Source organism: Stenotrophomonas sp. NLF4-10 (assembly GCF_022359915.1).
Taxonomy (GTDB): domain Bacteria; phylum Pseudomonadota; class Gammaproteobacteria; order Xanthomonadales; family Xanthomonadaceae; genus Stenotrophomonas; species Stenotrophomonas daejeonensis.
The window spans coordinates 554,285-576,607 of sequence record NZ_JAKSEE010000003.1; the positions used below are offsets into that span (position 1 = coordinate 554,285).

A 22,323-nucleotide genomic window follows, 5' to 3' on the forward strand; every position below is an offset into this window, starting at 1 on the left:
CCGCGTGGTTCGCCCGCCGCGCGTCTCCGGCGCAACAACCAGCGGCCGCTTCATGGCCGGTGGAAGGCACGACGCCGGCCCGCAGCCGCGGGCCGGTTTCCTCCACATCGGGACCTGCGCATGAAACTGATCTCCGCCATCATCCGCCCGTTCAAGCTCGACGAGGTGCGCGAAGCCCTGGGCGAGCAGGGCGTTTCCGGCATCACCGTCACCGAGGTCAAGGGCTTCGGCCGGCAGAAGGGCCATACCGAGCTGTACCGCGGCGCCGAATACGTCGTCGATTTCCTGCCCAAGATCCGCATCGAAACCGCCGTCACCGACGAGCAGGTCGAGGCCGTGATCGAAACCCTGCAGGCGGCCGCCGGCACCGGCAAGATCGGCGACGGCAAGATCTTCGTTACCCCGCTCGAACAGGTGGTGCGCATCCGCACCGGCGAAACCGGCGCTGACGCGCTTTGACCTTCATTTCCCGGATCGGCGCGGTTGTCCCTTCTCCCTGTGGGAGAAGGTGCCCCGAAGGGGCGGATGAGGGACGAACGGAGTCCATCATGTCTGAACCATCTGGACTCCGTTTGCCCCTCACCCCAACCCCTCTCCCGGAGGGAGAGGGGCTCTGAAGGCCGATCCCGGGCGCTGATCCAGCCATAACCGGAGACGAAAATGCGAACGGAATTTTTCACCGGGTTGAACACCCGGTTCGGTGGTCTGTGCCTGACATCCCTGCTCGCCGGCCTCGCGCTGGCGGTGCTGCCCCTCGGGGCATCGGCACAGGAGGCCGCGCAGACAGCAGCCACATTCGAGCGTGGCGATGTGGCGTGGATGCTCACCGCCACGCTGCTGGTGCTGATGATGGTGGTGCCGGGGCTGGCGTTGTTCTACGGCGGGCTGGTGCGCGCCAAGAACGTGCTGTCGGTGCTCAGCCAGGTGCTGGTGGTGTTCTCGCTGGTGCTGATGCTGTGGGTGGCCTATGGCTACAGCGCGGTGTTCAGCGACGGCAACACCCTGTTCGGGTCGTTCACGCAGTTTGCCTTCCTCAAGGGCTTCGCCCCCGATTCGGTCGGCAACACGCCAATTGCCGGCCTGCCGGACTACCTGTTCGTCGCCTTCCAGTCCACCTTCGCCGGCATCACCGCCGCACTGGTGGTCGGTGCCTTCGCCGAGCGCATCCGCTTCCGCGCGGTGCTGCTGTTCTCGGCGCTGTGGTTCACCCTGAGCTACATCCCGATGGCGCACACCGTCTGGGGCGGCGGCTGGCTGGGCGAGATGGGCGCCATCGACTTCGCCGGTGGCACCGTGGTCCACATCAATGCAGGCGTGGCCGGGCTGGTGGCGGCATGGTTCGTCGGCAAGCGGCTCGGCTACGGCCATGCCGCGCTCAAGCCGCACAACCTGCCGCTGACCTGGATCGGCGCGATGCTGCTGTGGGTGGGCTGGTTCGGTTTCAACGCCGGCTCGGCGGCCGCCGCCGATGGCGTGGCGGCACTGGCCTTCATCAATACCCTGCTCGCCACCGCCGCGGCGGTGCTGGGCTGGACCGGGCTGGAGGCCATCACCAAGGGCCACCCCTCGGCGCTGGGCGCGGCCTCGGGCGCGGTGGCCGGGCTGGTCGGCATCACCCCGGCCTGCGGCACGGTGGGGCCGCTGGGCGCCATCGTGATTGGTTTCGCCAGCGGCGTGGCCTGCGTGTGGGGCGTCACCGGGCTCAAGCGCCTGCTGCGTGCCGACGACACCGCCGACGTGTTCGGCGTGCACGGCGTGGGCGGCATCGTCGGCGCACTGCTCACCGGCGTGTTCAGCGCGCAGTCGCTGGGCGGCACCGTGGCGGACATGGACATCGGCCACCAGCTGTGGGTGCAGGCGGTCAGCATCGGCTTCACCGTGGCGTGGTGCGCGGTGGTCACCGCCTTGATCCTGCTGCTGGTGCGCGCGCTGGTCGGCCTGCGCGTCAGCGAGGAAGCCGAGCGCACCGGGCTGGACATCAGCACGCACGGCGAATCGGCCTACGAGAGCTGAGCCGATGGCGCGCGTGGGCCGGCTCGACCCCATCCACGGAGAGGCTTTGCACTATATTGGTGCAATGGATGCCGCCCACGCCGCCCCTTCATTGGAACAACTGGCCACGCCGCTGGTGTGGACCGGCACCGACGGACGCATCGCCGGTGCCACCCCGGCGTTCTGCCGCTGGCTGGGGGTGAGCGTGCGGCGCCTGCTGGGCCAGCCGCTGGCTTCGCTGGAGGTGCAGGACGACGCCCTCGCCAGCCGCCTGCTGGCCCCGGACGCGGAAACCATCCGCCTGCCGCGGCTGGCGCTGGCCCTGCCCGGCGAGGCGCCGCGCTTCGCCGACGGCTGGCTGAGCGCGCGGGAAGGCGGCTGGTTGCTGGAGGCGCATCCGGTGGACGAGTTTCCCACCGCCGACCCGGCGCAGGTGTTGCCGGGTGCGTTCAGCGCCGCGCTCAAGGGCCTGGCGCACGAACTGCGCAATCCGCTGGCGGGGTTGAAGGGCGCGGCCCAGCTGCTGGCACGCCGCGCCCACGGCCGCGACGTCGAGGAGCGCGAGCTGGTCGAGCTGATCGGCGTCGAGATCGAGCGCCTCAACACCCTGCTCGAACAACTGCTGTCGCCGGCCCCGCCGCGCCCGCACGCGCCGCTGAACATCCATGCCGCGCTGGAGCGGGTGCTGCGGCTGGTCGAGAGCGAGGCCGGTTGGTCGCTGCAACTGCAGCGCGACTACGACCCCAGCATCCCCGAGCTGCCCGGCGACGGCGACCGCCTCACCCAGGCGCTGCTTAACCTGGTGCGCAACGCCATCCAGGCCGGTGCCACCCGCATCACCCTGCGCACCCGCGTCGAGCATGGCCTGCGCATCGCCGAGCAGCTGCACCCGTTGGCATTGCGGCTGGAAGTGGCCGACGACGGCCGTGGCGTACCGGAGGAACTGGCCGAGCACCTGTTCCTGCCGCTGGTCAGCGGCCGTGCCGAGGGCACCGGGTTGGGGTTGGCGCTGGCGCAGCAGGTGGCGCGCGAGCATCGCGGCACCTTGAGCTACCGCTCGCGGCCGGGGCACACGGTATTCACGGTGCTGCTGCCGCTGCCGGGCGTGGAGACAGGCGATGGTTGATGCATCTTGCGACGGGGCCGCCCGCGTCTCCGCCCCCCGTAGGTCGGGAGCTTGCTCCCGGCGAAAATTCCTCTCTTCGTTCTCGCGCAGAGCGGAGCCTGCTTTTGCTGCTGCTCGTGATTTTGCTGTTGCTCCTCGGCTTTTGACTTCCCCTGCCGTAAAGCGAGCCGAGCACCGCAGCGGGACGGGGGGCGAAGAGGCGCACGTGTCTGAGCGAAGCGAGTTGTGCGCCGTCCCCCCGGCCCGCGAGGAGCGCAGGGGACCGATGCGGCGTAGCCGCATCGGCTCGCGTCCGGCTGTGCTTTCTTTTGGTTACTTTTCTTTGCACAAGCAAAGAAAAGTGACTCGCTCCTGCGGAGCAGGAGTGAAAGCTCTGCTTTCAAGCTCCTGCTTTGATTCTCGTCGTTGCTCCCGCTTTGGACTTGAGCGTTTCTGCGAAGATCCAAGAGTCAAGAGCTTTCGCTCCCTTGTCAGGGAGCGAGCTACTTTTCTTTGCTCGTGCAAAGAAAAGGTAGCCAAAAGAAAGCACGCCCTGCCTCCGCGCCCAACGCGCTACGCGCGTCGGGTCCACTCCGCCGCCGGGATTTTTCGACACGACATCCATGTCGTGTCGAAAAACGACGTGCATCCATGCACGTCGCCCCTGCGGGGTCTTGTCCGTCGGCTCCGTCGCTGCGGAAGGGAACCCGAACGTCAAAAGCTGAAGGCAAAATCACGAGCAACAGCAACAGCAACAGCAACAGCAACAGCAACAGCAACAGCAACAGCAACAGCAACAGCAACAGCAACAGCAACAGCTGGCTCCTCTCGTGCCTGCAACGGCATGCATCCTGGCGGCCGAATCGCCCATCACTTGCGGGGGCGCAATGAAACCCACTGACACCCAAGCCCACACGCTCTGGGTCGTCGATGACGACCGCTCGGTGCGCTTCGTCCTCAGCACCGCCCTGCGCGATGCCGGCTACGCCGTCGAAGGCTTCGACAGCGCCGCCGCCGCGCTCGACGCACTCACGCGGCGCCCGCCGCCGGCACTGCTGTTCACCGACGTGCGCATGCCCGGCGATGACGGCCTGGTGTTGCTGGAGAAACTTAAGGCCGCGCACCCGCAGCTGCCGGTGATCGTGATGTCGGCGCACACCGACGTCGCCAGCACCGCCGGCGCATTCCGTGGTGGCGCCCACGAATTCCTGTCCAAGCCGTTCGATCTGGACGACGCGGTGGAACTGGCGCGGCGCACGCTGCCGGAGATGGGAGCCGCATCGCCGGAAACCACGCCCGCTCCGACGAAGCACGCCGGTCCGCCGCAGCTGATCGGCGACACCCCGGCGATGCGCGCGCTGTTCCGCGCCATCGGCCGCCTCGCGCAGGCGCCGTTGTCGGTGCTGATCAATGGCGAAACCGGCACCGGCAAGGAACTGGTGGCCAATGCGCTGCACCGCGAATCGCCACGTGCACGCGGCCCGTTCGTCGCGCTCAATACCGCCGCCATTCCCGCCGAACTGCTGGAAAGCGAATTGTTCGGCCACGAAGCCGGCGCGTTCACCGGCGCCAGCAAGCGCCATGTCGGCCGCTTCGAGCAGGCCGATGGCGGCACCCTGTTCCTCGACGAAATCGGTGACATGCCGCTGCCGCTGCAGACCCGCCTGCTGCGGGTGCTGGCCGAAGGCGAATTCTTCCGCGTCGGTGGCCGCGAGCTGATCCGCGTCGACGTGCGCGTGGTCGCCGCCACCCATCAGGACCTGGAAACGCTGGTCGAACAGGGCCGCTTCCGCGCCGACCTGCTGCACCGGCTGGACATGGTGCGGCTGTGGCTGCCGCCGCTGCGCGAACGCATCGACGACGTGGCGCAACTGGCCGCCACCTTCCTAGCCAGTGCCGCCCGCCGGCTCGACGTGCCGCGCAAGCACCTGTCCGCCGCTGCCGTGCAGGCGCTGCGCCAGCACGACTGGCCCGGCAACGTGCGCGAACTGGAAAACGTCTGCTGGCGGCTGGCCGCGCTGGCCGTGGCCGACGCCATCTCCGCCGACGACGTGCGCGCGGCGTTGGCGCGCGGCGGCCGTCGCCGTCCCGCCACCGCCGACGCCGACGCCACCACGCCCGAACAATGGGACCACGCATTGGCCGCATGGGCCCGGCAGCGCCTGTCCGAAGGCGCCAGCGGCCTGCATGCCGAAGCGCGCGAGCGCATGGACGCCGCATTGCTGGAAGCGGCGCTGGCCTTCACCGATGGCCACCGCGGCGAAGCCGCCGCGCGGCTCGGCCTCGGCCGCAACACCATCACCCGCAAGCTCGGTTCCGGTCGCCGCCGCTGAGTGCCGCCATCCTGTCGCGTGAACGGGCCGTGTATGATCGGCCCCCGATGGAAACACAGCCTCCCTCTGCGGACATCACCGGCCTGATCCGGCGTTGGCAACATGGCGACCGTGAGGCCAGCGCGGTATTGGCCGAAGAGGTCTACCAGGAGTTGCACGGCATCGCCGTACGCCGGCTGGCGCATGGCGGGCCAGCGGGCCTGCAGGCCACCGAGTTGCTGCACGAGGCCTGGATACGGCTGTCGGCGAACCCGCATCCGTTCCAGTCGCGCGCGCATTTCTACGCGGTGGCGGCACTGAAAATGCGCAACCTGCTGATTGACCTGGCGCGCATGCAGGCCAGCCAGAAGCGCGGTGGCGACCTGCGCCCGCTGACCCTGACGGTGACGCTGCTCGATCCCTCGCCGCAACCGGAGGACCTGCAGCTGATGGCCGAGGCCTTCGACCAGCTCACACGGATGGACGAGCGCAAGGCGCAGGCGTTCGCATTGAACGAACTGGCCGGTTTCAGCGTCGCCGAAACCGCCGAACTGCTCGATGTTTCCCCGGCCACCCTGCAGCGCGACCTGCGCTTCACCCGCGCCTGGCTCGCGACCCGCCTGTCATGTTGAACGCCGACGCATGGGCCCGCCTGGGCGAACTGTTCCACCAGGCCACCGAGCTGCCCGAATCCGAGCGCACCACCTTCGTCCACGCCCATGCCGGCGATGACCCGGAACTGCAGCGCGAACTGCTGGCGCTGATCGCCGCCGACACCGACGCCACCCGCCGCCTGCGCGATCCGCTGCAGCACGCGGCCGAGGCGACGCTGCGCGCCAGCGACCCGGAGCTGCCGCCCGGCACCCGCTTCGGCCCGTGGGCGCTGGAGCGGGTCATCGGCAGCGGCGGCATGGGCCGGGTCTACCTGGCGCGCCGCGCCGATGGCGCCTACGAGCGCGAAGTCGCATTGAAGCGGGTGCGCACGCCGGCGCTGGATGCGCGCCGCCACGGCCATTTCGAATACGAATGCCGGCTGCTGGCGCAGATGCAGCACCCGGCCATCGCGCAGATCCACGACGCCGGCATCGAGCCCGACGGCCACGCCTGGCTGGTGATGGAATACATCCGCGGCCAGCCGATTTCGACCTGGTGCGACCAGCACGCGTCGAGCCTGCGCCAGCGCGTCGAACTGCTGGTCAAGGCCGGCGAGGGCGTGCAGCACGCGCACCAGAAGGGCGTGATCCACCGCGACCTGAAGCCCGGCAACGTGCTGGTCGGCAACGTCGATGGCCAGCCGCTGCCGAAGATCATCGACTTCGGCATCGCTGTGGAAACCGACGCCGAAGGCGAAGTGTCCGGTGGCGGCACGCCGGGCTACATGAGCCCGGAGCAGGCCCGCGCGGGCAGCGAGGCCGATGCGCGCAGCGACGTCTATTCGCTCGGCGCGATGCTGCACGAACTGGCCTGCGGCATGCGCCCGCAGGCCGGCACGGTGCTTGCCCCGTCGCAATGCCTGCAAGCGCTGCCGGCGCAGAAGCAGCGCGAGCTGGCCGCACGGCGCGCCACCACGCCGCGCGTGCTGCGGCGCGAACTGTGCGACGGCGTGGACGCCATCGTGCTCAAGGCGATGCAGGCCGAGTGCAGCGCGCGCTACGAATCGGTGTCATCGCTGCTGGACGACCTGCGGCGCTGGCTCGCGCACTATCCACCGCGCGCAGCAGGCCGGGTGCGCTGGCTGGCGGCGCGCAAGTTCGTGCGCCGCAACCGGTTGGTGGTATCCGCCACCGGCGTGGTCGCTGCCGCACTGGTCGCCGGCCTGCTGGTCACCAGTTGGTCCCTGCGGCAGGCACGACAGGAAGCCGCGCGGGCCAAGGTAACCTCGGACTTCCTCGCCTCGGTGCTGGACAGCGTGGACCCGGCGATCTCGCAGGACCTGGACAAGACCCTGATGCTGCGCGTGCTCGACGATGCCTCGAAGCGTGCGGGGCGGGAACTGGCGGCCTGGCCGGACATCCAGGCCGACGTGGAACTGCTCATCGGCATCAACCAGACCCAACTGGCCGCGTTCGAGCCGGCCATCGCCCATCTGCAGGTGGTGCGTACCCTGGCCGGCAAGCATCCGGGCCTGCTCGAATTCCAGTATCTGCGCGCAACCCAGGTGCTGGGCGATGCCCTGGTGGGTGCCGGGGAACTGCAGGAGGCCAACGCCCTGCTCGCCGAAGGCATCGAGCGGGCACGGAGCGGCGACCCGGAGCATCTATGGCTTGCCTACGACATGCAGTCCCGGTTGGCGATGGTGCTCAGCGACCTGGGCCGGCCGGATGCCGCCTTGCGCGAGGCGCGCGAGGCGGAGGCGGGCCAGGCCCGCCTGCTACCGGCGGACGACCAGTTCCGCCTGGATGCGAAGAAACGCCTTGCCAACATCCTGTCCAGCACCGGTGACCAGTTGCAGGCCATCGCGTTGCTGCGCGATATCCTGCAGCGCCGGACGCACCTGAAAGGGGCCGAGGATCCCCTGACCCTGGTCACCCGCCGCGACCTGGCGGTGGCCTACCTGTACCAGCGCGATTTCGCGGCCGCCGAGGCCCAACTGCGTCCGGTGGTCGATGCCTATGAACGCCTGTACGGGGAAGACAATGGCTATACCGCCGGTGCCCGTGGCCTGCTGGCAGGTGCGTTGCGCCAACAGGGCAAGGTGGAAGCGTCGGGCCCGCATTACCGTGCCGCAATGGAATGGAGCCGCATCCATTCGGGGCCGGAAGCGCCCGATACCATCGTTGCCCGCCATAACCATGCCAACTGGCTGCTGGCGGCCGGCCACGCGGAGGAGTCGGAGCGGGAGCAACGTGCCTTGCTGGAAATCGCCGACCGGGTCTTTTCGCGCAACCACCCGGTTACCGCCGAAATCCTGCGTGGCCTGGCCGAGGCGGAACTTGCGCTCGGCCATGTCGCCGATGCCCACCTCCATGCCAGTGCCGCCTTGCAGGCGATGCGCGAAGTCTACGGCGACGATCGCGGCGACCCCCTGCGCAGCGTGCGGGAAACCCTGGAGAACGTGGAAAAGGCGCGACGGAAGAACGACGCCCCCCGGCAGCGGGAGCACCGGTGACCGGCATCGCTCGCCACATTCCGCCTGTGACTCCCGCACGTCGCCGCGACCTTTCGCAACGGCACAATGCCTGCCGCATCGCCCGAGGAATCTCCATGCGTCTTCGCCTTCCCCTGCTGGCACTGGCCGGCACCGCGTTGCTTTCCGCCTGTGGTGGCCGTCCTCCGGCCCGCCCGGAAGCACCGCCCGCGCCACCTGCGGTCAGCACCGCGCAACTGGCCGAAGCGAACCTGGCACCGGCCTCGGCCAGCCTGGTCAGCGGCCGGCTGGCGCTGGTGCCGGAGGCCGGTGGCGTGCACATCACCGGCGTCATCGGCGGCCTGCCGCGTGGCCGGCAGGTCGCGTTCCACGTGCATGAAAAGGGCGATTGCAGCGCGGTGGACGCCAGCAGCGCCGGCGGCCACTTCAACCCGGCCGCGCAGCCGCACGGCCGTGCCGGCAGCGGCACGCACCACGCCGGCGACATGGACAACCTGCAGGCCGACGCCACGGGCGTCGTACACATGGACATGCACCTGCGCGGGGTTACCCTTGGCGGCGGTGCAGCCAACGACATTGCCGGCCGCGCGCTGGTGGTCCACGCCGATGCCGACGACTACCGCAGCCAGCCGGCGGGCAACGCCGGCGCCCGGGTCGCCTGTGGCGTGATCCGCGTCACCCGCTGAATGCGGCCACCCGCAAATCCAACCCCACAAGGGAGTACGACGATGCGCATGATCCATACCACCCTGTTCGCCGCCAGCGTGCTGGCCCTGAGTGCCTGCAAGCCGGGCACCGAGCCGACCACCCCGTCCAGCGATGCCGCCGACGCCGCGATCGAGGCGCCGGCCGCCGACCCGGCCGCGCCGCCGCCGATGCAGGCGCCGGTGGCCACCGCCACGCTGCAGCCCACCGAGGGCAACACGGTCGCCGGCAGCATTGCCTTCACCGTGACCGAAGATGGCCAGCTGCGCGCCAGCGGCGACATCAGCGGCCTGGCGCCGAACAGCGAGCACGGCTTCCACATCCACGAAAAGGGCGATTGCAGCTCGACCGACGGCAGCAGCGCCGGTGGCCACTTCAACCCGGGCAACGCCGACCACGGCAGCGTCGAGGCGGCCGTGCACCACGGCGGCGACATGCCGAACATCGTCGCCGACGCGCAGGGCAACGCCCATGTCGACGGCCCGGTGTCGAGCAACGTCAACGTCGGCAAGGGTGATGAATTCGACATCCTCGGCCGCGGCCTGATCGTCCACGCCGATCCCGACGACTACCACAGCCAGCCCACCGGCAACGCCGGCGCGCGCCTGGCCTGCGCAGTGATCGCCAAGGCCGAATAAGGCTCCCGCATCGGGACAGTGCCGGCCAGTCGGCCGGCACCCTTGGTTTCCGGACTGCCGGGTAGCGCCCGACCGTTGGTCGGGCGGCTCTCTGCCGGTGGAGCGACAGTGCCGACAATCACCAAGTAGTGCCGGCCTCTGGCCGGCATCCGCGGGATCGACGTCCTGCGAGGCTGCCGGCCAGCGGCCGGCACTACCTGCTCAGCGCACCAGCAGCGCCTTCGCGTCCTGCCCGGCTTCCACGTGCACGTACAGCACGTCGATGCCATGTGCTTCGAGCACCGCGGCCATCTGCCGCTGGCGCATCAGGAACTGCTCGTAGATGCGTTGCAGGCGGTCGCAGTCGCCGTTTTCATGGCCGTAGTGCGCGCACCAGCCGGCCGGGTCGAACAGCGCCATGCGCGCCTCGCCGCCGGCGTAGCGCAGCAGCGGTTCGGGTGCGATTTCCAGCCATTGCTCCCCGGCCGGGTCGAACATCGCCGTCTCCAGCAGCGGCCACAGCGCGGCCAGGCCCTGGTTGTCGTACTGCATGGCCATCATCGCGGCCAGGTCGTTGACGGTGAAATAGCGGGCATGCTCGATGCGCGCGCCGAAGGCGTCCTGCGCCAGCAGCGCGGTGTCCGGCTGCGCCATGCCGTTGGCCAGCAGCACCTCTTCCAGCGCGTCGCGGGTCTCGCGCAGCAGCGCGGCGTCGCCACCGGCCAGCACGAACGGCAGCACCCGCAGGCCGCCGCCGGCCAGCGTGGCGTCGGCCTGCAGGGGCAGGGGCACGTCGCCGCTGGCGTCGGCGCCGAAGGCCAGTTGGCGCGGGCCCTGGTTGCGGCCGGGGGCGCGCATCTGCAGCTCTTCCAGCCGCCGGTGCACCGGCCAACCGGGGCGCAGCACCTCGGCCGGGTCGAAATGCGCCGCAGCCAGCACCAGGTCCAGGCTGCTGGCCTGCGGCACCAGCTTGGCCAGGTCGCGGCCGACCAGCGTGGCCAGCTCGCCGGCCTGCACGGACGACAGCGCGGCCGCCCGCGGCTGCTCGCCACCGGCCAGTTCCAGCGCCATCACGCCCAGCGCGTTCATCTCGGGATTGGGATTGCTCATCGTTTGCGGTTGGCCCGTCACGGGCTCGAAGCTACACTCAATGTCCATTATGCCTGCCGTTGCAGGCAGTTCCGTGCCAGTCCACTCCCCCTGCAGGTAACCGCATGTCCAGCGCCCGTCCCGTCGCCATCCTCGGTGGTGTCCGCATCCCGTTCTGCCGCCAAAACACCGCCTATTCGGACGTCGGCAACCTCGGCATGTCGGTACGCACCCTCGGCGCGCTGGTCGAACGCTTCGGCCTGCACGGCCAGCAACTGGGCGAAGTGGCGATGGGCGCGGTGATCAAGCACCCCAGCGACTGGAACCTCGGCCGCGAGGCCACGCTGTCCTCCGGGCTGTCGCCGCTGACCCCGGGCATCACCCTGCAACGCGCCTGCGGCACCTCGCTGGACAGCATCATCACCGTGGCCAACAAGATCGCGCTGGGGCAGGTCGAATCGGGCATCGGCGGCGGTTCCGACACTACTTCGGACGTGCCGATCGTCTACGGCAAGCAGCTGCGCAGCCGCCTGCTGGCCGCCAACCGCGCCAAGAGCACCGGCGACAAGCTCAAGGCGCTGGTCTCCGGCTTCAAGTTCTCCGAGCTCAAGCCGGAGTTCCCCGGCGTGGCCGAGCCGCGCACCGGCAAGAGCATGGGCGACCACTGCGAGGACATGGCCAAGGAGTGGAACATCAGCCGCGACTCGCAGGACGAATGGGCGGTGTCCTCGCACAAGAAGCTGGCCGCGGCCTACGAGCGCGGTTTCTTCGACGGCCTGATCGCGCCGTTCCGCGGCGTGGAGCGCGACAACATCCTGCGCCCGGACACCTCGCTGGAGAAGCTGGCGACGCTGAAGCCGGCGTTCGACAAGACTTCCGGCCGCGGCACGCTGACCGCCGCCAATTCCACCCCGCTGACCGACGGCGCCGCCGCGGTGCTGCTGGCCTCGGAGGAATGGGCGCGCGCCCACGGCCACGCGCCGCAGGCGTACCTGCGCGACGCGCAGGTGGCGGCGGTGGATTTCGTCCACGGCGAAGGCCTGCTGATGGCACCGACCATCGCCGTGCCGGAAATGCTCAAGCGCAACGGCCTGACCCTGCAGGACTTCGACATCTACGAGATCCACGAAGCCTTCGCCGCGCAGGTGCTGTGCACGCTGCGCGCCTGGGAGAGCGAGGATTACTGCCGCACCCGCCTCGGCCTGGACGCACCGCTGGGCCGCATCGACCCGGACAAGATCAACCCGCTGGGTTCCTCGCTGGCCACCGGCCACCCATTCGCCGCGACCGGAGCGCGCATCATCGCCACCGTGTCCAAGGAACTGGCCGAACGCGGCGGCGGCCGCGCACTGGTGTCGATCTGCACCGCAGGCGGCATGGGCGTGGTGGCGATCGTCGAGCGCTGAGCAACCGCGCTGCGGTTTCGTGGACGTAGACCGGGATATCGCACTTGGTTCGCCGAGCTTCTCCGGTCAGCTTAGTCTCCAAGCCGCGTGCTTAGGCCTTGGATGGAGGACTCTGCGCGGCTGCTGGATCTAATGCCTATATCAAGCCGCGTTGCGAAGCAACGTTGGTTTGAATGAATTGTTAGGCACCTATCACACTGTCTCGCCAACTGCAGAAGCACATATGCTCACCGGCCGCTGTCTTTGTGGTGCAGTCCAGTACAGATCATCTGGGCCTGCGTTGTTCTCCGTCATCTGCCACTGCCGCGATTGCCAGCGTGCTTCTGGCAGTGGCGGCGTTCCGGTTCTAGGCGTTCCAAAGGAATCGTTCACTCACTCTGGGCCGGTAAAGCAGTCACGCGTCAATGGCGGCAGCGGCCTGCCTGCTGTCCGAAATTTCTGCTCTGAGTGCGGTTGCCTGCTATTTGGCACACCTGAGTCGGAACCGGACATGGTCACAATCTACGTGGGCGGTCTGGACAACCCTACTGTCTTTTCACCTACAGACGCGCTATTCACCGGCCACCGTCCGGCATGGGCAAAGTTGGCAGTACCGCTCGCAGAGCATGAGGCGTTCCCATGAGTCCTTGGCAATGTCGGGCGGTGCCTAACAATTCATTCAAGCCGACGTTGCTTCGCAACGCGGCTTGATTCAGGCATTAGGGCTCACAGCCGCATACCTAACCAAATGACCGTCTCCGTGGAGGCAGACACAATAGGCGCCAAAACTCTGGGCCAAAATGTACCAGTCCGGACATGCCCAAGCGATTGGTCATGATGCTGTTGTTCCTCAGCGACTATGGCGGAGATTGCCAGGACGGCGGAAGGGTCATGGCCTTGGAGTACGGAAATTTGGTGCTCCAAGTGCCGGAGCACGACGCTCTCGACCGCAGCGGTAGTGGCAGCGATGGCACTGGACCCAAGCAGGCCGGTTGTGGCCCCGAGCACGAAGCCGCCGATGCCACAGAGCCAGTAGCTGCGGCAGCGAGGGCGGCCACGGCGTTCCAACTCAGCGCCAAAGATGGCGCGGTGCCGTTGTTCGTGTGACCGGAACTCGCGAAGCTCGGCGACCATGTGTGGAGCGGTCAGCCGGGCCATGATTATCTGGCCCGTGCAGATGCTTATGGCACCGTGCTCGCCAGCATGATTGACCTTGATGATCCGGTCACCAAGGTCGCTTGTGCCGGATTGCGCGACTACTTCCATCTGAGCCCTGATTACCCCGGCAACCGCGGGAACCCATGCGCGTCGCGCTCCTCGGCCACCGCCTGGTCCTGTATCTGCTGACGCAGGTCACGGCGTTGCAGCGGTTGCGGTGTCTGCCCGCGACGCTGGCGCAGGGCGTTGAGCAGGCACTGCCGGGCCAGCGCGTCCTCGCCGTTGGCGGCGAGGCCTTCGCCGAGTTCCTCCCACGCTTCGGCGCCCGCGCCCTGGGCGATGGCGCGGTGCAGGAAGTCCTCGGCCTGCGGCCATTGACCCTGGCCGCGGGCCAGCCGTGACAGGGTCAGCAGCAGTGCCGGGCTGGACGGGTGGGTCTGCAGCCAGCGTTGTGCGCTGGCGCGGCGGGAGTCGAGTTTTTCCACCGGCAGTTCGCCGTACAGCGCGATCAGGCTTTCGTCCCAGCGGCCGTCCAGCGCCTGTTCGATGCAGTGCAGGGCGGCATCGTTCCAGTTCAGCGCGGCCGCGCGGCGGGCATAGTGCGCGATGGCCGCGGGCGTGGCGCGCAGCGGCTTGGGCAGCACTTCCCAGCGGCTGGCGAGGCTGTTGACGTCGCCGGCCTCGTTAAGCATCTGCAGGGCGAGCCGGGTTTCCAGCGCGGCCAGTGCGTCGGCCGGCAGCGCCTGCTGCTGGCGCAGTGCGCCGAGCTGGCCGTAGGCCTCTTCGGCGCGACCGGCGGCGGCCAGCGCTTCGGTGCGCAGGTACAGGGCGCGCGGTGGCAGCGGCTGGATCGCGGGCAGGTCGAGCGCGTCGATGGCCTCCTGCGGGCGCTGCTGCTGCAACCAGCGCTCGGCGCTGTGCAGGGCGTGCAAGGGGGCGTCCACTTCGCCCAGTTGCTGCAGGTATTGGCCGGCGCCGGCGGTGTCGCCGCGTGCCTCGGCCGCGCGCATTGCCGCGACCAGGGCGATCGGCCGCGCCTGTTCTTCGCCGGCGGCGCTCTGCAGCAGTTTTCCGGCGCGCTGCCACTGGCCGTTGTCCAGGGCCTGCAGGCCGTCGATCAGGCGCGCGCGGCCCTGCTTGCGGCGGTAGCGCGCCCAGCTGCGGAACGGTGCGCTGAGCAGCAGCCACGCCAGCCACAGCAGCAGGCCGGCGATCAGCAGCGCCAGCGCGGCCTGCGGCAGCGTGGCGATGTAGTCGTTGCCGCCGGCGCGCACGATCACCTCGCCGATGTCGCGGACCGATTCGTGCCCCAGCCACTGCGCACCGGCGATGCCGATGGCGGCGACCAGCAGCGCGACCAGCAGTGAACGGAATGCCTTCATGGTGCCTCCTTCGCCTCGCGCATGCCGCGCAGTTGCTGCAGGGTGCTGCCCAGCTCCGGTGCGGTGATCTGCAGGTCGGCCTTGCCCAGTTCGTCCAGCAGTTGCCGTTGCCGCTGGCGCTGCGGGGTGTCCGGCCACAGCCGCAGCAGCCAGGCGTCCATGCGTTGCAGGGCCTGTTGCCAGGCGCCGGCATCGCCGCGTTCCAGCGCGGCGCGGGCCAGGCTCAGTTCGATCTGCAGGGCGTCGTGGGCGGCGATGCGCTCGGAACGGGCGGCCAGTACCTGCGGGTCGGCCGGGCGGATCTGCACCAGCGGCGACAGCATCTGCTGCCACCACGGTTGTTTGTCCGCGGCAGCCGCCTGCGGTTGCTCGGGCAGGGTGTCCAGTGCGGCGGCCCATTGTGTGAGTTGCTCCGCGCTGCGCGCACGGACGCCGGGGCCGAGCGCGTCGAGCGCGTTGCGCTCCTGCATCAGCGCCTGGCGCAGGTTGAGGTAACGGGGGCCGTCGAGGTCTTCCATCACCCCGGCGGCCAGCGCGTACAGCCGGCGCGCGCCATCCAGGTCGGCGGCGTAGACGAGGCGCTGCCGGGCCTGCACGAGCAACAGCTCGGCCTCCTCGCGGCGCACGGCCTGGGTGCCTTCGCGCGAGTTGTCGGCAAGGCGGGCGAGGTTTTCCTCCAGCAGCGCGCTGCGCTGGCCGAGGCCGAGCATTTCGTCGCGCAGCACGCGGTTGGTGCTGGCCGCATCCTGTACGCCGCGCGCGGTGGCGCGCTGGTCGCGGCGCAGGTCTTCCACTGTCTTCTGCAGGTCGGCCAGCTGCCGGGCGGCGGTGGCGCGGGCCTGTTCGTCCTGCCGCTGCTCGGCCTGCCAGCCGTGCCAGAAGAACCAGCCGGCGGCGGTTGCGGCCAGCACCACCAGTACGGCGGCGAGCCAGCGCAGCGGAAGGCGGCGCGGTGGGGTGGGGGAGTCGTCGTTCATGGGGTACGCATCCTTGGCAGGCATGCCGCGGTGGTGGGCGGCGGCACGCGCTTCAAGCATCGCCCGCGACGCGGCACCGCTGCAAGCCGCGGGCGCCGTGGCTTCAGTGGCCGGAAGGCCGGGCCGCAGCGTATGCGGCGGCGGCCAGTTGCGCCGGCAGCGGGCCGGCGGCGACGTGCACGTGGGCGAAGCCATGCGCGGCCGCCAGTGCGCGCAGCCGTTCGCTGGCGACGACGGCCGGCTGTTGCTGCCAGCGCTGGCGCAGGGTGGGGGGCAGTTGCGACAACACGCGTTCGAGGGCTTCGCCGCTGCTCACTGCCAGCACCGCGGGGCCCGCCAGCGCCTGCAGGCGGGCGAGGGTGGCGGCCGGCAACGCCTGCGGCACGCGTTCGTAGACGTCCACGCGCTGCAGCCGCGCACCGCGTGCCTGCACCTGCGCGGCGATGACGCCACGGCCGCCGGGGGCGGTGACCAGCGCCACCCGTTTGCCCTGCAGGCCGGCCATCGCCGGCAGCGCCAGCAGGCCTTCGCTGTCCATCCGTGCCGGCGCCGATACGTTGCCTGCCCCATGGCGGCGCAGGACGCGGGCGGTGCCTTCGCCGACCGCGACCAGCGTGGCGGCTTCCCAGCGCTCCGCCGGCACCAGCCGCATCGCCGCGGTGGCCGCGGCCGGGCTGGTGAACACCAGCAGGTCGCCGGCCAGCGCCTGCAGCAGGGCATCGCGGGTGGCGTCGTCGTCGTGCAGCCGCAGGCGCCACGGCGAAACCGCCAGCGTGCGCGCGCCGAAACGGGCGGCGGCGCGGCGCAGCGCGGCGTGCTGGCCGGCGGGGCGCAGGGAGATCAGGTGCCAGGCCGGGGTGGCCGGCGCATAGGCACGGCTGTTCATTCGATGCATTATGCCGGGCGCTTTCCGTTTCGCGCCCCTTTTCTTTCCCGCCGTCTTCCATGCCCGATACCGCCGACCTCGCCCCGCTGCTGCACGACCTGCAGACCACCCTCGCCGCCATGCCGCCGGTGGCGGCGATGGGCATCCGCATCGCCGGCTACGACAATGGCGCGCTGCGCCTGACCGCACCAGCGGCGGCCAACGTCAACGACAAGGGCAACGCCTTTGGCGGCAGCCTGGCCTCGGTGATGACCCTGGCCGGCTGGGGGCTGGTGAGCCTGCGGTTGTCGCTGGCCGGGCGCGAGGCCGGGGTCTACGTGGCCGACAGCAGCATCCGCTACCGGGCGCCGGTCTATGGCGACCTGGAGACCAGCGCGCGCGCGGCGCCGGGCGAGGACTGGGAAGCCTTCCTCGAACAGTTCGACAAGCGCGGCCGGGCGCGGATGACGATCCGTGCGCAGATCGAAGGCGGCGCCGCCGAGCTGGAAGGGCGCTTCGTCGCGCTGGCGAAGGGCTAGGATGGCGGCAGCTACTGGAGGATTCATGCAACGACGACTTTTCCCCTGCCTGATCGCGCTGTCGCTGCTGCTGTTGGCGACGACCGTGCAGGCCGCCGGCCTGAGCCGGGCCCAGCGCGCGAAACTGGCCCAGGCCCAGGAGGCCTACGTGGCGGCGGTGCGCTGGAGCGACTTCGAGGCCGCCGAGGGCTTCATCGACCCCGCCTACTGGCAGGAACACCCGTTGAGCGACCTGCAGCGCGAGCGCTACCGGCAGGTGCAGGTGTCCGGCTACCGCGAGCGTTCCAGCGGCGTCGGCGCCGATGGCACGATCGAGCGCCGCATCGAGATGAAGGTGGTCAACCGCAACACCCAGGCCGAGCGCACGGTGATGGTGAACGAACGCTGGCGCTGGGACGCGGAGGGCAAGCGCTGGTGGCAGGCGCAGGGGCTGCCGGACCTGTGGCAGGGGCAGTGAGCCGCGCCGGCCGCCGCATGGCTGGCTTGTGCGACAATCGCCGCCCGTTTGTCTGCCCGTGACCCGTGTGAATTACGAAGAGCTGCTGGCCTTCGCTGGCCGAAACCCGATGCTGTCGCTGGCCTTCGCCGGCCTGACCGTCGCCATCATCGTCACCGAGATCAAGCACCTGTTCCGTGGCTACAAGTCGCTCAAGCCGGCCGAACTGACCCGCCTGATCAATGCCGGCGAGGCGGTGGTGATCGACCTGTCGGCCAGCGCCGACTTCGAGAAGGGCCACATCGTCGGCAGCCGCAACGTGCAGCCGGCGCAGCTGACGCCGGCGCACAAGCTGCTGGCCACGGCCAAACAGTCGCCGGTGGTGCTGCTGTGCCGCAGCGGCAATACCGCCGCCACCGCCGCCAAGGCACTGAAGAAGGCCGGTTTCGAGCAGGTGTCGGTGCTCGACGGCGGCATCGCGGCGTGGCAGGCCGCGGACCTGCCGCTGGTCAAGGGCCGCGGCTGAGCCTTCATTTCGCGTTCAGCCCTTGTATAGGGCGGAAGCCGCCCCCATCGCTGGTTCTGGCAACAATCCCATTCAACGAACAAACCGTTCTGGAGTCCTGGAAAATGTCCGAAGAGAACAACAACGCCGCCGCCGTCCCGGCCGAAACCGCCAACGGTCCGGCGTTCACCGTCGAGAAGATCTACGTCAAGGACGTTTCCTTCGAATCCCCGAATTCGCCGGTCATCTTCAACGAGAACGTGCAGCCGGAGCTGCAGCTGAACCTGAACCAGAAGGTGCAGCGCCTGTCCGAGAACGCCTTTGAGGTGGTGCTGGGCGTGACCCTGACCTGCAAGGCCGGCGACAAGACCGCCTACGTGGCCGAAGTGGAGCAGGCCGGCGTGTTCGGCCTGATCGGCCTGGAGCCGCAGGCCATCGACGTGCTGCTCGGCACCCAGTGCCCGAACATCCTGTTCCCGTACGTGCGCTCGACCATCAGCGAGCTGGTGCAGGCCGGCGGCTTCCCGCCGTTCTACCTGCAGCCGATCAACTTCGACGGCCTGTACGCCGAAACCCTGCGCCAGCGCCAGCAGCAGGCCGAAGGCGCCTCGCTGGCCGACTCCGAGCCGGCCGGCAACGCCTGATCGGCGCTGCGCGTTAACGGATGAGTACGACCGACGCGGAAAAGATCGCCGTCCTTGGCGCGGGCTCCTGGGGCACCGCGCTGGCCAGCCTGCTGGCCCGGCACGGTCACCCGACCGTGCTGTGGGGGCGCGACGCCAACGTCATCGAGGCGATCGACCAGCGTCACGAGAATCCCCGCTACCTGCCGGGGATTCCGCTGCCCGGGTCGCTGCGCGCCAGCACCGACCTGGCCGCCACCGTGGCCGGCGCGCGCTGGATCCTGGTGGTGGTGCCCTCGCACGCCTTCACCCAGACCGTGCGCACGCTGGCGCCACTGCTTCCGGCCGGTGCCGGCGTGGCGTGGGCGACCAAGGGTTTCGAGCCCGGTTCCGGCCGCTTCCTGCATGAAGTCGCGCGCGAAGTGCTGGGCGCCGACGTGCCGCTGGCGGTGGTCACCGGCCCGTCCTTCGCCAAGGAGGTCACGCTGGGCCTGCCCACCGCGATCACCGTGCACGGCGACGATGCCGCCTTCACCCGCGAAGTGGCCGAGGCCATGCACGGCCCGGCGTTCCGTGCCTACACCGGCGACGACATGGTCGGTGCCGAACTGGGCGGGGCGATGAAGAACGTGCTGGCGGTGGCCACCGGCGTGGCCGACGGCATGCAGCTGGGCCTGAACGCCCGCGCCGGACTGATCACCCGCGGCCTCAACGAAATGCTGCGGCTGGCCGCGGCCATCGGCGCCAAGCCCGAGACCCTGATGGGCCTGGCCGGGCTGGGCGACCTGGTGCTGACCAGCACCGGCGACCTGTCGCGCAACCGCCGGCTCGGCCTGGCGCTGGGGCGCGGGCAGAGCCTGCCGGAGGCGGTGAAGGAAATCGGCCAGGTGGTCGAGTCGGTGCAGACCGCCGACGAGGTGATGCGCCAGGCCGCCCGCCACGGCATCGACCTGCCGATCTCGCAGGCGGTACAGGCGGTGCTGCACGGCGAACTCAGCCCCACCGACGGCCTCAAGCAGCTGCTGGCCCGCGAACAGAAACCGGAATACCCGGAAACGCTGTTCAAGTAGGGATCGGCGACGATCAAAGAGAAGCCCGGCATTGCCGGGCTTTTTTGTCTCCGATCCACGGCCTTCCGTATCGTAGGTGCGGGGCTTGCCCCGCACGGAGGTTTTCCCGGTGGAGTATCCGTAGATGCGGGGCTTGCCCCGCATGGGCGGTTGCCGGGAAAGCCTCCGTGCGGGGCAAGCCCCGCATCTACGCGGAACGCGGCGGGCAGGAAAAGAAAGAGCCCGGTCGGGGAGGACCGGGCTCCGGGGGCGCGGGGGAGAGAGAGCACGCGCCTTTGAAACGATGTCGCTTACCAGGTGAAGCGCGGGCCGACGAACCATTCCTTGTCGCCGCCCTTGCCCAGCTTCACTTCGCCGCTCACGCCCCAGTTGGCGTTGAACTTGGCGGCGGCGCCGACGCGGCCGTAGAACTCGCCGTCCGGGTCATAGCCGTTCTTCTTGCTGTAGTCCTCGTAGCCGGCCAGCGCATAGCCTTCGATCATCGGGGTGAAGGCGGTACGCACGCCGACCTCGGTGCTGTAGCCGTTGAAGGTGCTGCCGTACTGCGGGTCGAACTTCTGGTAGGCCACGCGGGCCAGCAGGTCGGTGTTCGGGGCAATGCCGTAGTTGTAGCCCACGCCCAGGCGCCACTGGTCGAGGTCGACCTTGCCGAAGTCGGTTTCCTGGGCGTTGTAGCTGCCGAAGACGTGGAAGTTCGGGTGCACCGCCACCGAACCCTTCACCGCCCAGCCATCGGCGTCGCCGCCCTTGGCGTCGGTGTTCACGTAACCACCTTCCACGTAGTTGTAGGACAGGCCGTCGGTGGCCGAAGCGGCGAACGGCAGGGCGGCCAGCAGGCCGAGGGCGATCAGGGAAGTCTTCATGTTGGTCTTGCCTTTTTGTTTTGGTTTTATCGCCCCGGGCGGAGACTGCGGGCCCGGTCGACAGGTGTGAATTATCCGTTAGCCAACGGAATTGACCCTGAATATAAAACTGACCAGTACATGAATTGAGTGTGGCGCTCGGGAACTTGTGCCGCGGTGATGTAGACGGGCAAACATAGGTTTGCGCTTTTGCCGTACCTATGGTTGCAGAAGGGCTGAAAACCTTTGGTTGCAACGGCCGAGGGGAGGACTGGCGCCCGCCGGTAGTGGCCCCGTGTGCGAGAAAGCATAGTTGTACCCCGGCCTGAAAGCATAACCTGGCCAAAAACAAAAAATTACATGTATTTCAATGGGTTGCCGCACCTCAGGCCGGCACCGCTGAACAAGCTCTGTACCTTGCGGCAGCTGGGCCAGGCCCATACGGTACCGGATGCAAAATTATGCATTCGGCCATAACGATGCATAAGCGAACCGCCCTCCAATGCGAGCGCCGACGGACCTGCGGCCGGCTTGCCGGCCTTCTGCCACGCCCCCCGGCATCAGCCGGGGGAGTTTCATTGTCGGAAGCTCTGGGCCATTGTGGGGAGTTCTGGGCGCAGGAGTCGTCCTGTCAGCCGCACCGGATCGAAGCTGAAGACATGTTCCGACGGCGCATCGTGACATTTCCCTACAAGGCGCCCCGGAAACTCCCTGCCCCCATCCCCTAGGTCCACCTCTGCCGAGCAAACCGGGCATGTGCCCCAGTGGCGCACGACCGAGAAGATGCGTCGGCGGTCCGGCGTCTTTCCTTCCGGCATGGTCCTCAGCTGCCCGTAGAGCTCGCCGAAGGCGAGGTACTGGGCGGTGGCCAAGGTGACCCGCTGCTCCGGCAGTCGGCGCACCGGCCCAGTCGCCCACCAAAGACACCACGACAGAACAGCGGTGATGCTCAGCACGGCGAACTCGTCGGTCGTCACCGGCCGGGGCGTCGCCCAGCGCGTGTAGAGCGCCCACCACATGAGGGCGATGATCAGGAAGTTCAGGACCGCAGATCCCATCAGGATCCAGCCGCGCCACGACGCAACCGGGAACGGCTTGCTGCCGAGCATGAGGCGAAGCCACAGCGCCGGCCGGGCAGGATCAATGCGGTAGACGATCTCGCTCCGAGGTTCCAGTCCGCCCGGATCCTCGTCCAGTTCCACGGCGGGATCCCGGTCCACCTGCTGGAAGCCGATGCGATAGCGCGTCGGGATGCTACGTCCACCCCCTGACAGGACTTCCAGCACGGGGACCAGCTCTGCGCCCTCGTCCTCCAACCGCTGCCGCAGGGGCTGCTGCCGAGCCTGCCACCATTTCCGAACAACGCCACTCCGCAGCGGCGCGACCTCGGACGACCGGGGTGCCTCCTCCTGCCGCCAGATCTCGGCCAAGGCGCCCGATTCCATCGCGGGCAGCGGCTGTCCGCTGCGCAGGGCCTCCTGGGTGGTCGTGACCAGCGTCTTGAGCAGGTGCCCCGGGCGGCTCGCGCTCCCCTCGCCATCGAGCCATTTGAGTGCAATTGCCAGCGCAGAAAGCTGCGCAATCGTGTTTTCGTCAGGTTTTGAGCTGTTTCCGTCCACGGCTGCCGATCAAT

General features: G+C 69.0%; 22 protein-coding genes. 15 read left to right on the top strand and 7 right to left on the bottom strand.

The annotated features are described in order from the left end of the window. Positions 1–120: 120 nt before the first annotated feature. From MIC98_RS02545 to MIC98_RS02555, 3 genes are all read left to right on the top strand, one after another. Complete coding sequence (locus MIC98_RS02545; RefSeq protein WP_057642003.1) at positions 121–459, top strand: P-II family nitrogen regulator; 339 nt, start codon at positions 121–123, stop codon at positions 457–459. Between the two features lie 201 nt (positions 460–660). Then, the gene (gene amt, locus MIC98_RS02550; protein ID WP_275584465.1) at positions 661–2,013 is read left to right on the top strand and encodes an ammonium transporter; all 1,353 of its coding nucleotides are present in this window, start codon (positions 661–663) and stop codon (positions 2,011–2,013) included. A gap of 64 nt (positions 2,014–2,077) precedes the next feature. Continuing rightward, a complete protein-coding gene (locus MIC98_RS02555; protein ID WP_239735208.1) occupies positions 2,078–3,118 on the top strand; it encodes an ATP-binding protein in 1,041 nt (346 codons plus the stop codon). A gap of 482 nt (positions 3,119–3,600) precedes the next feature. On the opposite strand, the gene MIC98_RS02560 is transcribed toward MIC98_RS02555, so the two are convergent. After that, positions 3,601–3,912: a hypothetical protein gene (locus tag MIC98_RS02560; protein WP_239735209.1), complete on the bottom strand. Its 312-nt coding sequence runs from the start codon at positions 3,910–3,912 to the stop codon at positions 3,601–3,603. A 72-nt stretch (positions 3,913–3,984) separates the two neighbouring features. Between MIC98_RS02560 and ntrC the strand changes: the two genes are divergently transcribed. The 5 genes from ntrC (at position 3,985) to MIC98_RS02585 (ending at position 9,840) form a co-directional block, all read left to right on the top strand. Further along, entirely contained in the window at positions 3,985–5,430 is a 1,446-nt protein-coding gene (gene ntrC, locus MIC98_RS02565) for a nitrogen regulation protein NR(I) (RefSeq protein WP_239735211.1), read from the top strand. Positions 5,431–5,477: 47 nt separating this feature from the next. Continuing rightward, positions 5,478–6,041 (top strand): ECF-type sigma factor, encoded by a 564-nt coding sequence (locus MIC98_RS02570; protein ID WP_239735213.1) that lies wholly within the window; start codon positions 5,478–5,480, stop codon positions 6,039–6,041. After that, on the top strand, positions 6,035–8,518 hold the full coding sequence (locus tag MIC98_RS02575) for a protein kinase (protein ID WP_239735215.1): 2,484 nt from the start codon (positions 6,035–6,037) through the stop codon (positions 8,516–8,518). Before MIC98_RS02570 ends, MIC98_RS02575 begins: the two co-directional genes overlap by 7 nt. A 95-nt stretch (positions 8,519–8,613) precedes the next feature. Then, on the top strand, positions 8,614–9,183 hold the full coding sequence (locus MIC98_RS02580; RefSeq protein WP_239735217.1) for a superoxide dismutase family protein: 570 nt from the start codon (positions 8,614–8,616) through the stop codon (positions 9,181–9,183). 42 nt (positions 9,184–9,225) lie between these two features. Further along, positions 9,226–9,840, top strand: coding sequence for a superoxide dismutase family protein (locus tag MIC98_RS02585; RefSeq protein WP_239735219.1), 615 nt, complete (start codon positions 9,226–9,228; stop codon positions 9,838–9,840). A gap of 201 nt (positions 9,841–10,041) precedes the next feature. On the opposite strand, the gene MIC98_RS02590 is transcribed toward MIC98_RS02585, so the two are convergent. Then, the gene (locus MIC98_RS02590) at positions 10,042–10,929 is read right to left on the bottom strand and encodes a hypothetical protein (RefSeq protein ID WP_239735221.1); all 888 of its coding nucleotides are present in this window, start codon (positions 10,927–10,929) and stop codon (positions 10,042–10,044) included. Positions 10,930–11,033: 104 nt separating this feature from the next. Here MIC98_RS02590 and MIC98_RS02595 point away from each other — a divergent pair, with 104 nt between their 5' ends. Together MIC98_RS02595 and MIC98_RS02600 are read left to right on the top strand one after the other, a co-directional pair. Next, on the top strand, positions 11,034–12,314 hold the full coding sequence (locus MIC98_RS02595) for an acetyl-CoA C-acetyltransferase (RefSeq protein WP_239735223.1): 1,281 nt from the start codon (positions 11,034–11,036) through the stop codon (positions 12,312–12,314). 795 nt (positions 12,315–13,109) lie between these two features. Continuing rightward, positions 13,110–13,400 (top strand): hypothetical protein, encoded by a 291-nt coding sequence (locus MIC98_RS02600; protein ID WP_239735225.1) that lies wholly within the window; start codon positions 13,110–13,112, stop codon positions 13,398–13,400. A gap of 170 nt (positions 13,401–13,570) precedes the next feature. Here MIC98_RS02600 and MIC98_RS02605 read toward each other — a convergent pair whose 3' ends face one another. The 3 genes from MIC98_RS02605 to MIC98_RS02615 all read right to left on the bottom strand — a co-directional run bounded on the left by MIC98_RS02605 (position 13,571) and on the right by MIC98_RS02615 (position 16,696). After that, on the bottom strand, positions 13,571–14,833 hold the full coding sequence (locus MIC98_RS02605; RefSeq protein WP_239735227.1) for a heme biosynthesis HemY N-terminal domain-containing protein: 1,263 nt from the start codon (positions 14,831–14,833) through the stop codon (positions 13,571–13,573). Continuing rightward, positions 14,830–15,810, bottom strand: a complete 981-nt coding sequence (locus tag MIC98_RS02610) for a uroporphyrinogen-III C-methyltransferase (RefSeq protein WP_239735237.1) — start codon at positions 15,808–15,810, stop codon at positions 14,830–14,832. The genes MIC98_RS02605 and MIC98_RS02610 overlap by 4 nt, the downstream gene beginning before the upstream one ends. A gap of 103 nt (positions 15,811–15,913) precedes the next feature. Beyond that, positions 15,914–16,696: a uroporphyrinogen-III synthase gene (locus tag MIC98_RS02615; RefSeq protein ID WP_239735255.1), complete on the bottom strand. Its 783-nt coding sequence runs from the start codon at positions 16,694–16,696 to the stop codon at positions 15,914–15,916. Between the two features lie 59 nt (positions 16,697–16,755). On the opposite strand from MIC98_RS02615, the gene MIC98_RS02620 reads away from it, so the two are divergent. From MIC98_RS02620 to MIC98_RS02640, 5 genes are all read left to right on the top strand, one after another. Then, a complete protein-coding gene (locus MIC98_RS02620) occupies positions 16,756–17,214 on the top strand; it encodes a YiiD C-terminal domain-containing protein (RefSeq protein ID WP_057640180.1) in 459 nt (152 codons plus the stop codon). A 25-nt stretch (positions 17,215–17,239) separates the two neighbouring features. After that, positions 17,240–17,671, top strand: a complete 432-nt coding sequence (locus MIC98_RS02625; RefSeq protein WP_345772145.1) for a hypothetical protein — start codon at positions 17,240–17,242, stop codon at positions 17,669–17,671. A 67-nt stretch (positions 17,672–17,738) separates the two neighbouring features. Further along, entirely contained in the window at positions 17,739–18,176 is a 438-nt protein-coding gene (locus MIC98_RS02630; protein ID WP_057640178.1) for a rhodanese-like domain-containing protein, read from the top strand. Between the two features lie 104 nt (positions 18,177–18,280). After that, positions 18,281–18,799 (top strand): protein-export chaperone SecB, encoded by a 519-nt coding sequence (gene secB, locus MIC98_RS02635; protein ID WP_057640177.1) that lies wholly within the window; start codon positions 18,281–18,283, stop codon positions 18,797–18,799. 20 nt (positions 18,800–18,819) lie between these two features. Beyond that, entirely contained in the window at positions 18,820–19,848 is a 1,029-nt protein-coding gene (locus MIC98_RS02640; RefSeq protein WP_057640176.1) for an NAD(P)H-dependent glycerol-3-phosphate dehydrogenase, read from the top strand. A 290-nt stretch (positions 19,849–20,138) separates the two neighbouring features. Here the strand turns inward: MIC98_RS02640 and MIC98_RS02645 are convergent, their stop codons facing one another. Further along, the gene (locus MIC98_RS02645; protein WP_239735257.1) at positions 20,139–20,711 is read right to left on the bottom strand and encodes an Ax21 family protein; all 573 of its coding nucleotides are present in this window, start codon (positions 20,709–20,711) and stop codon (positions 20,139–20,141) included. Positions 20,712–21,265: 554 nt separating this feature from the next. After that, complete coding sequence (locus MIC98_RS02650) at positions 21,266–22,309, bottom strand: hypothetical protein (RefSeq protein ID WP_239735259.1); 1,044 nt, start codon at positions 22,307–22,309, stop codon at positions 21,266–21,268. Positions 22,310–22,323 lie beyond the last annotated feature (14 nt).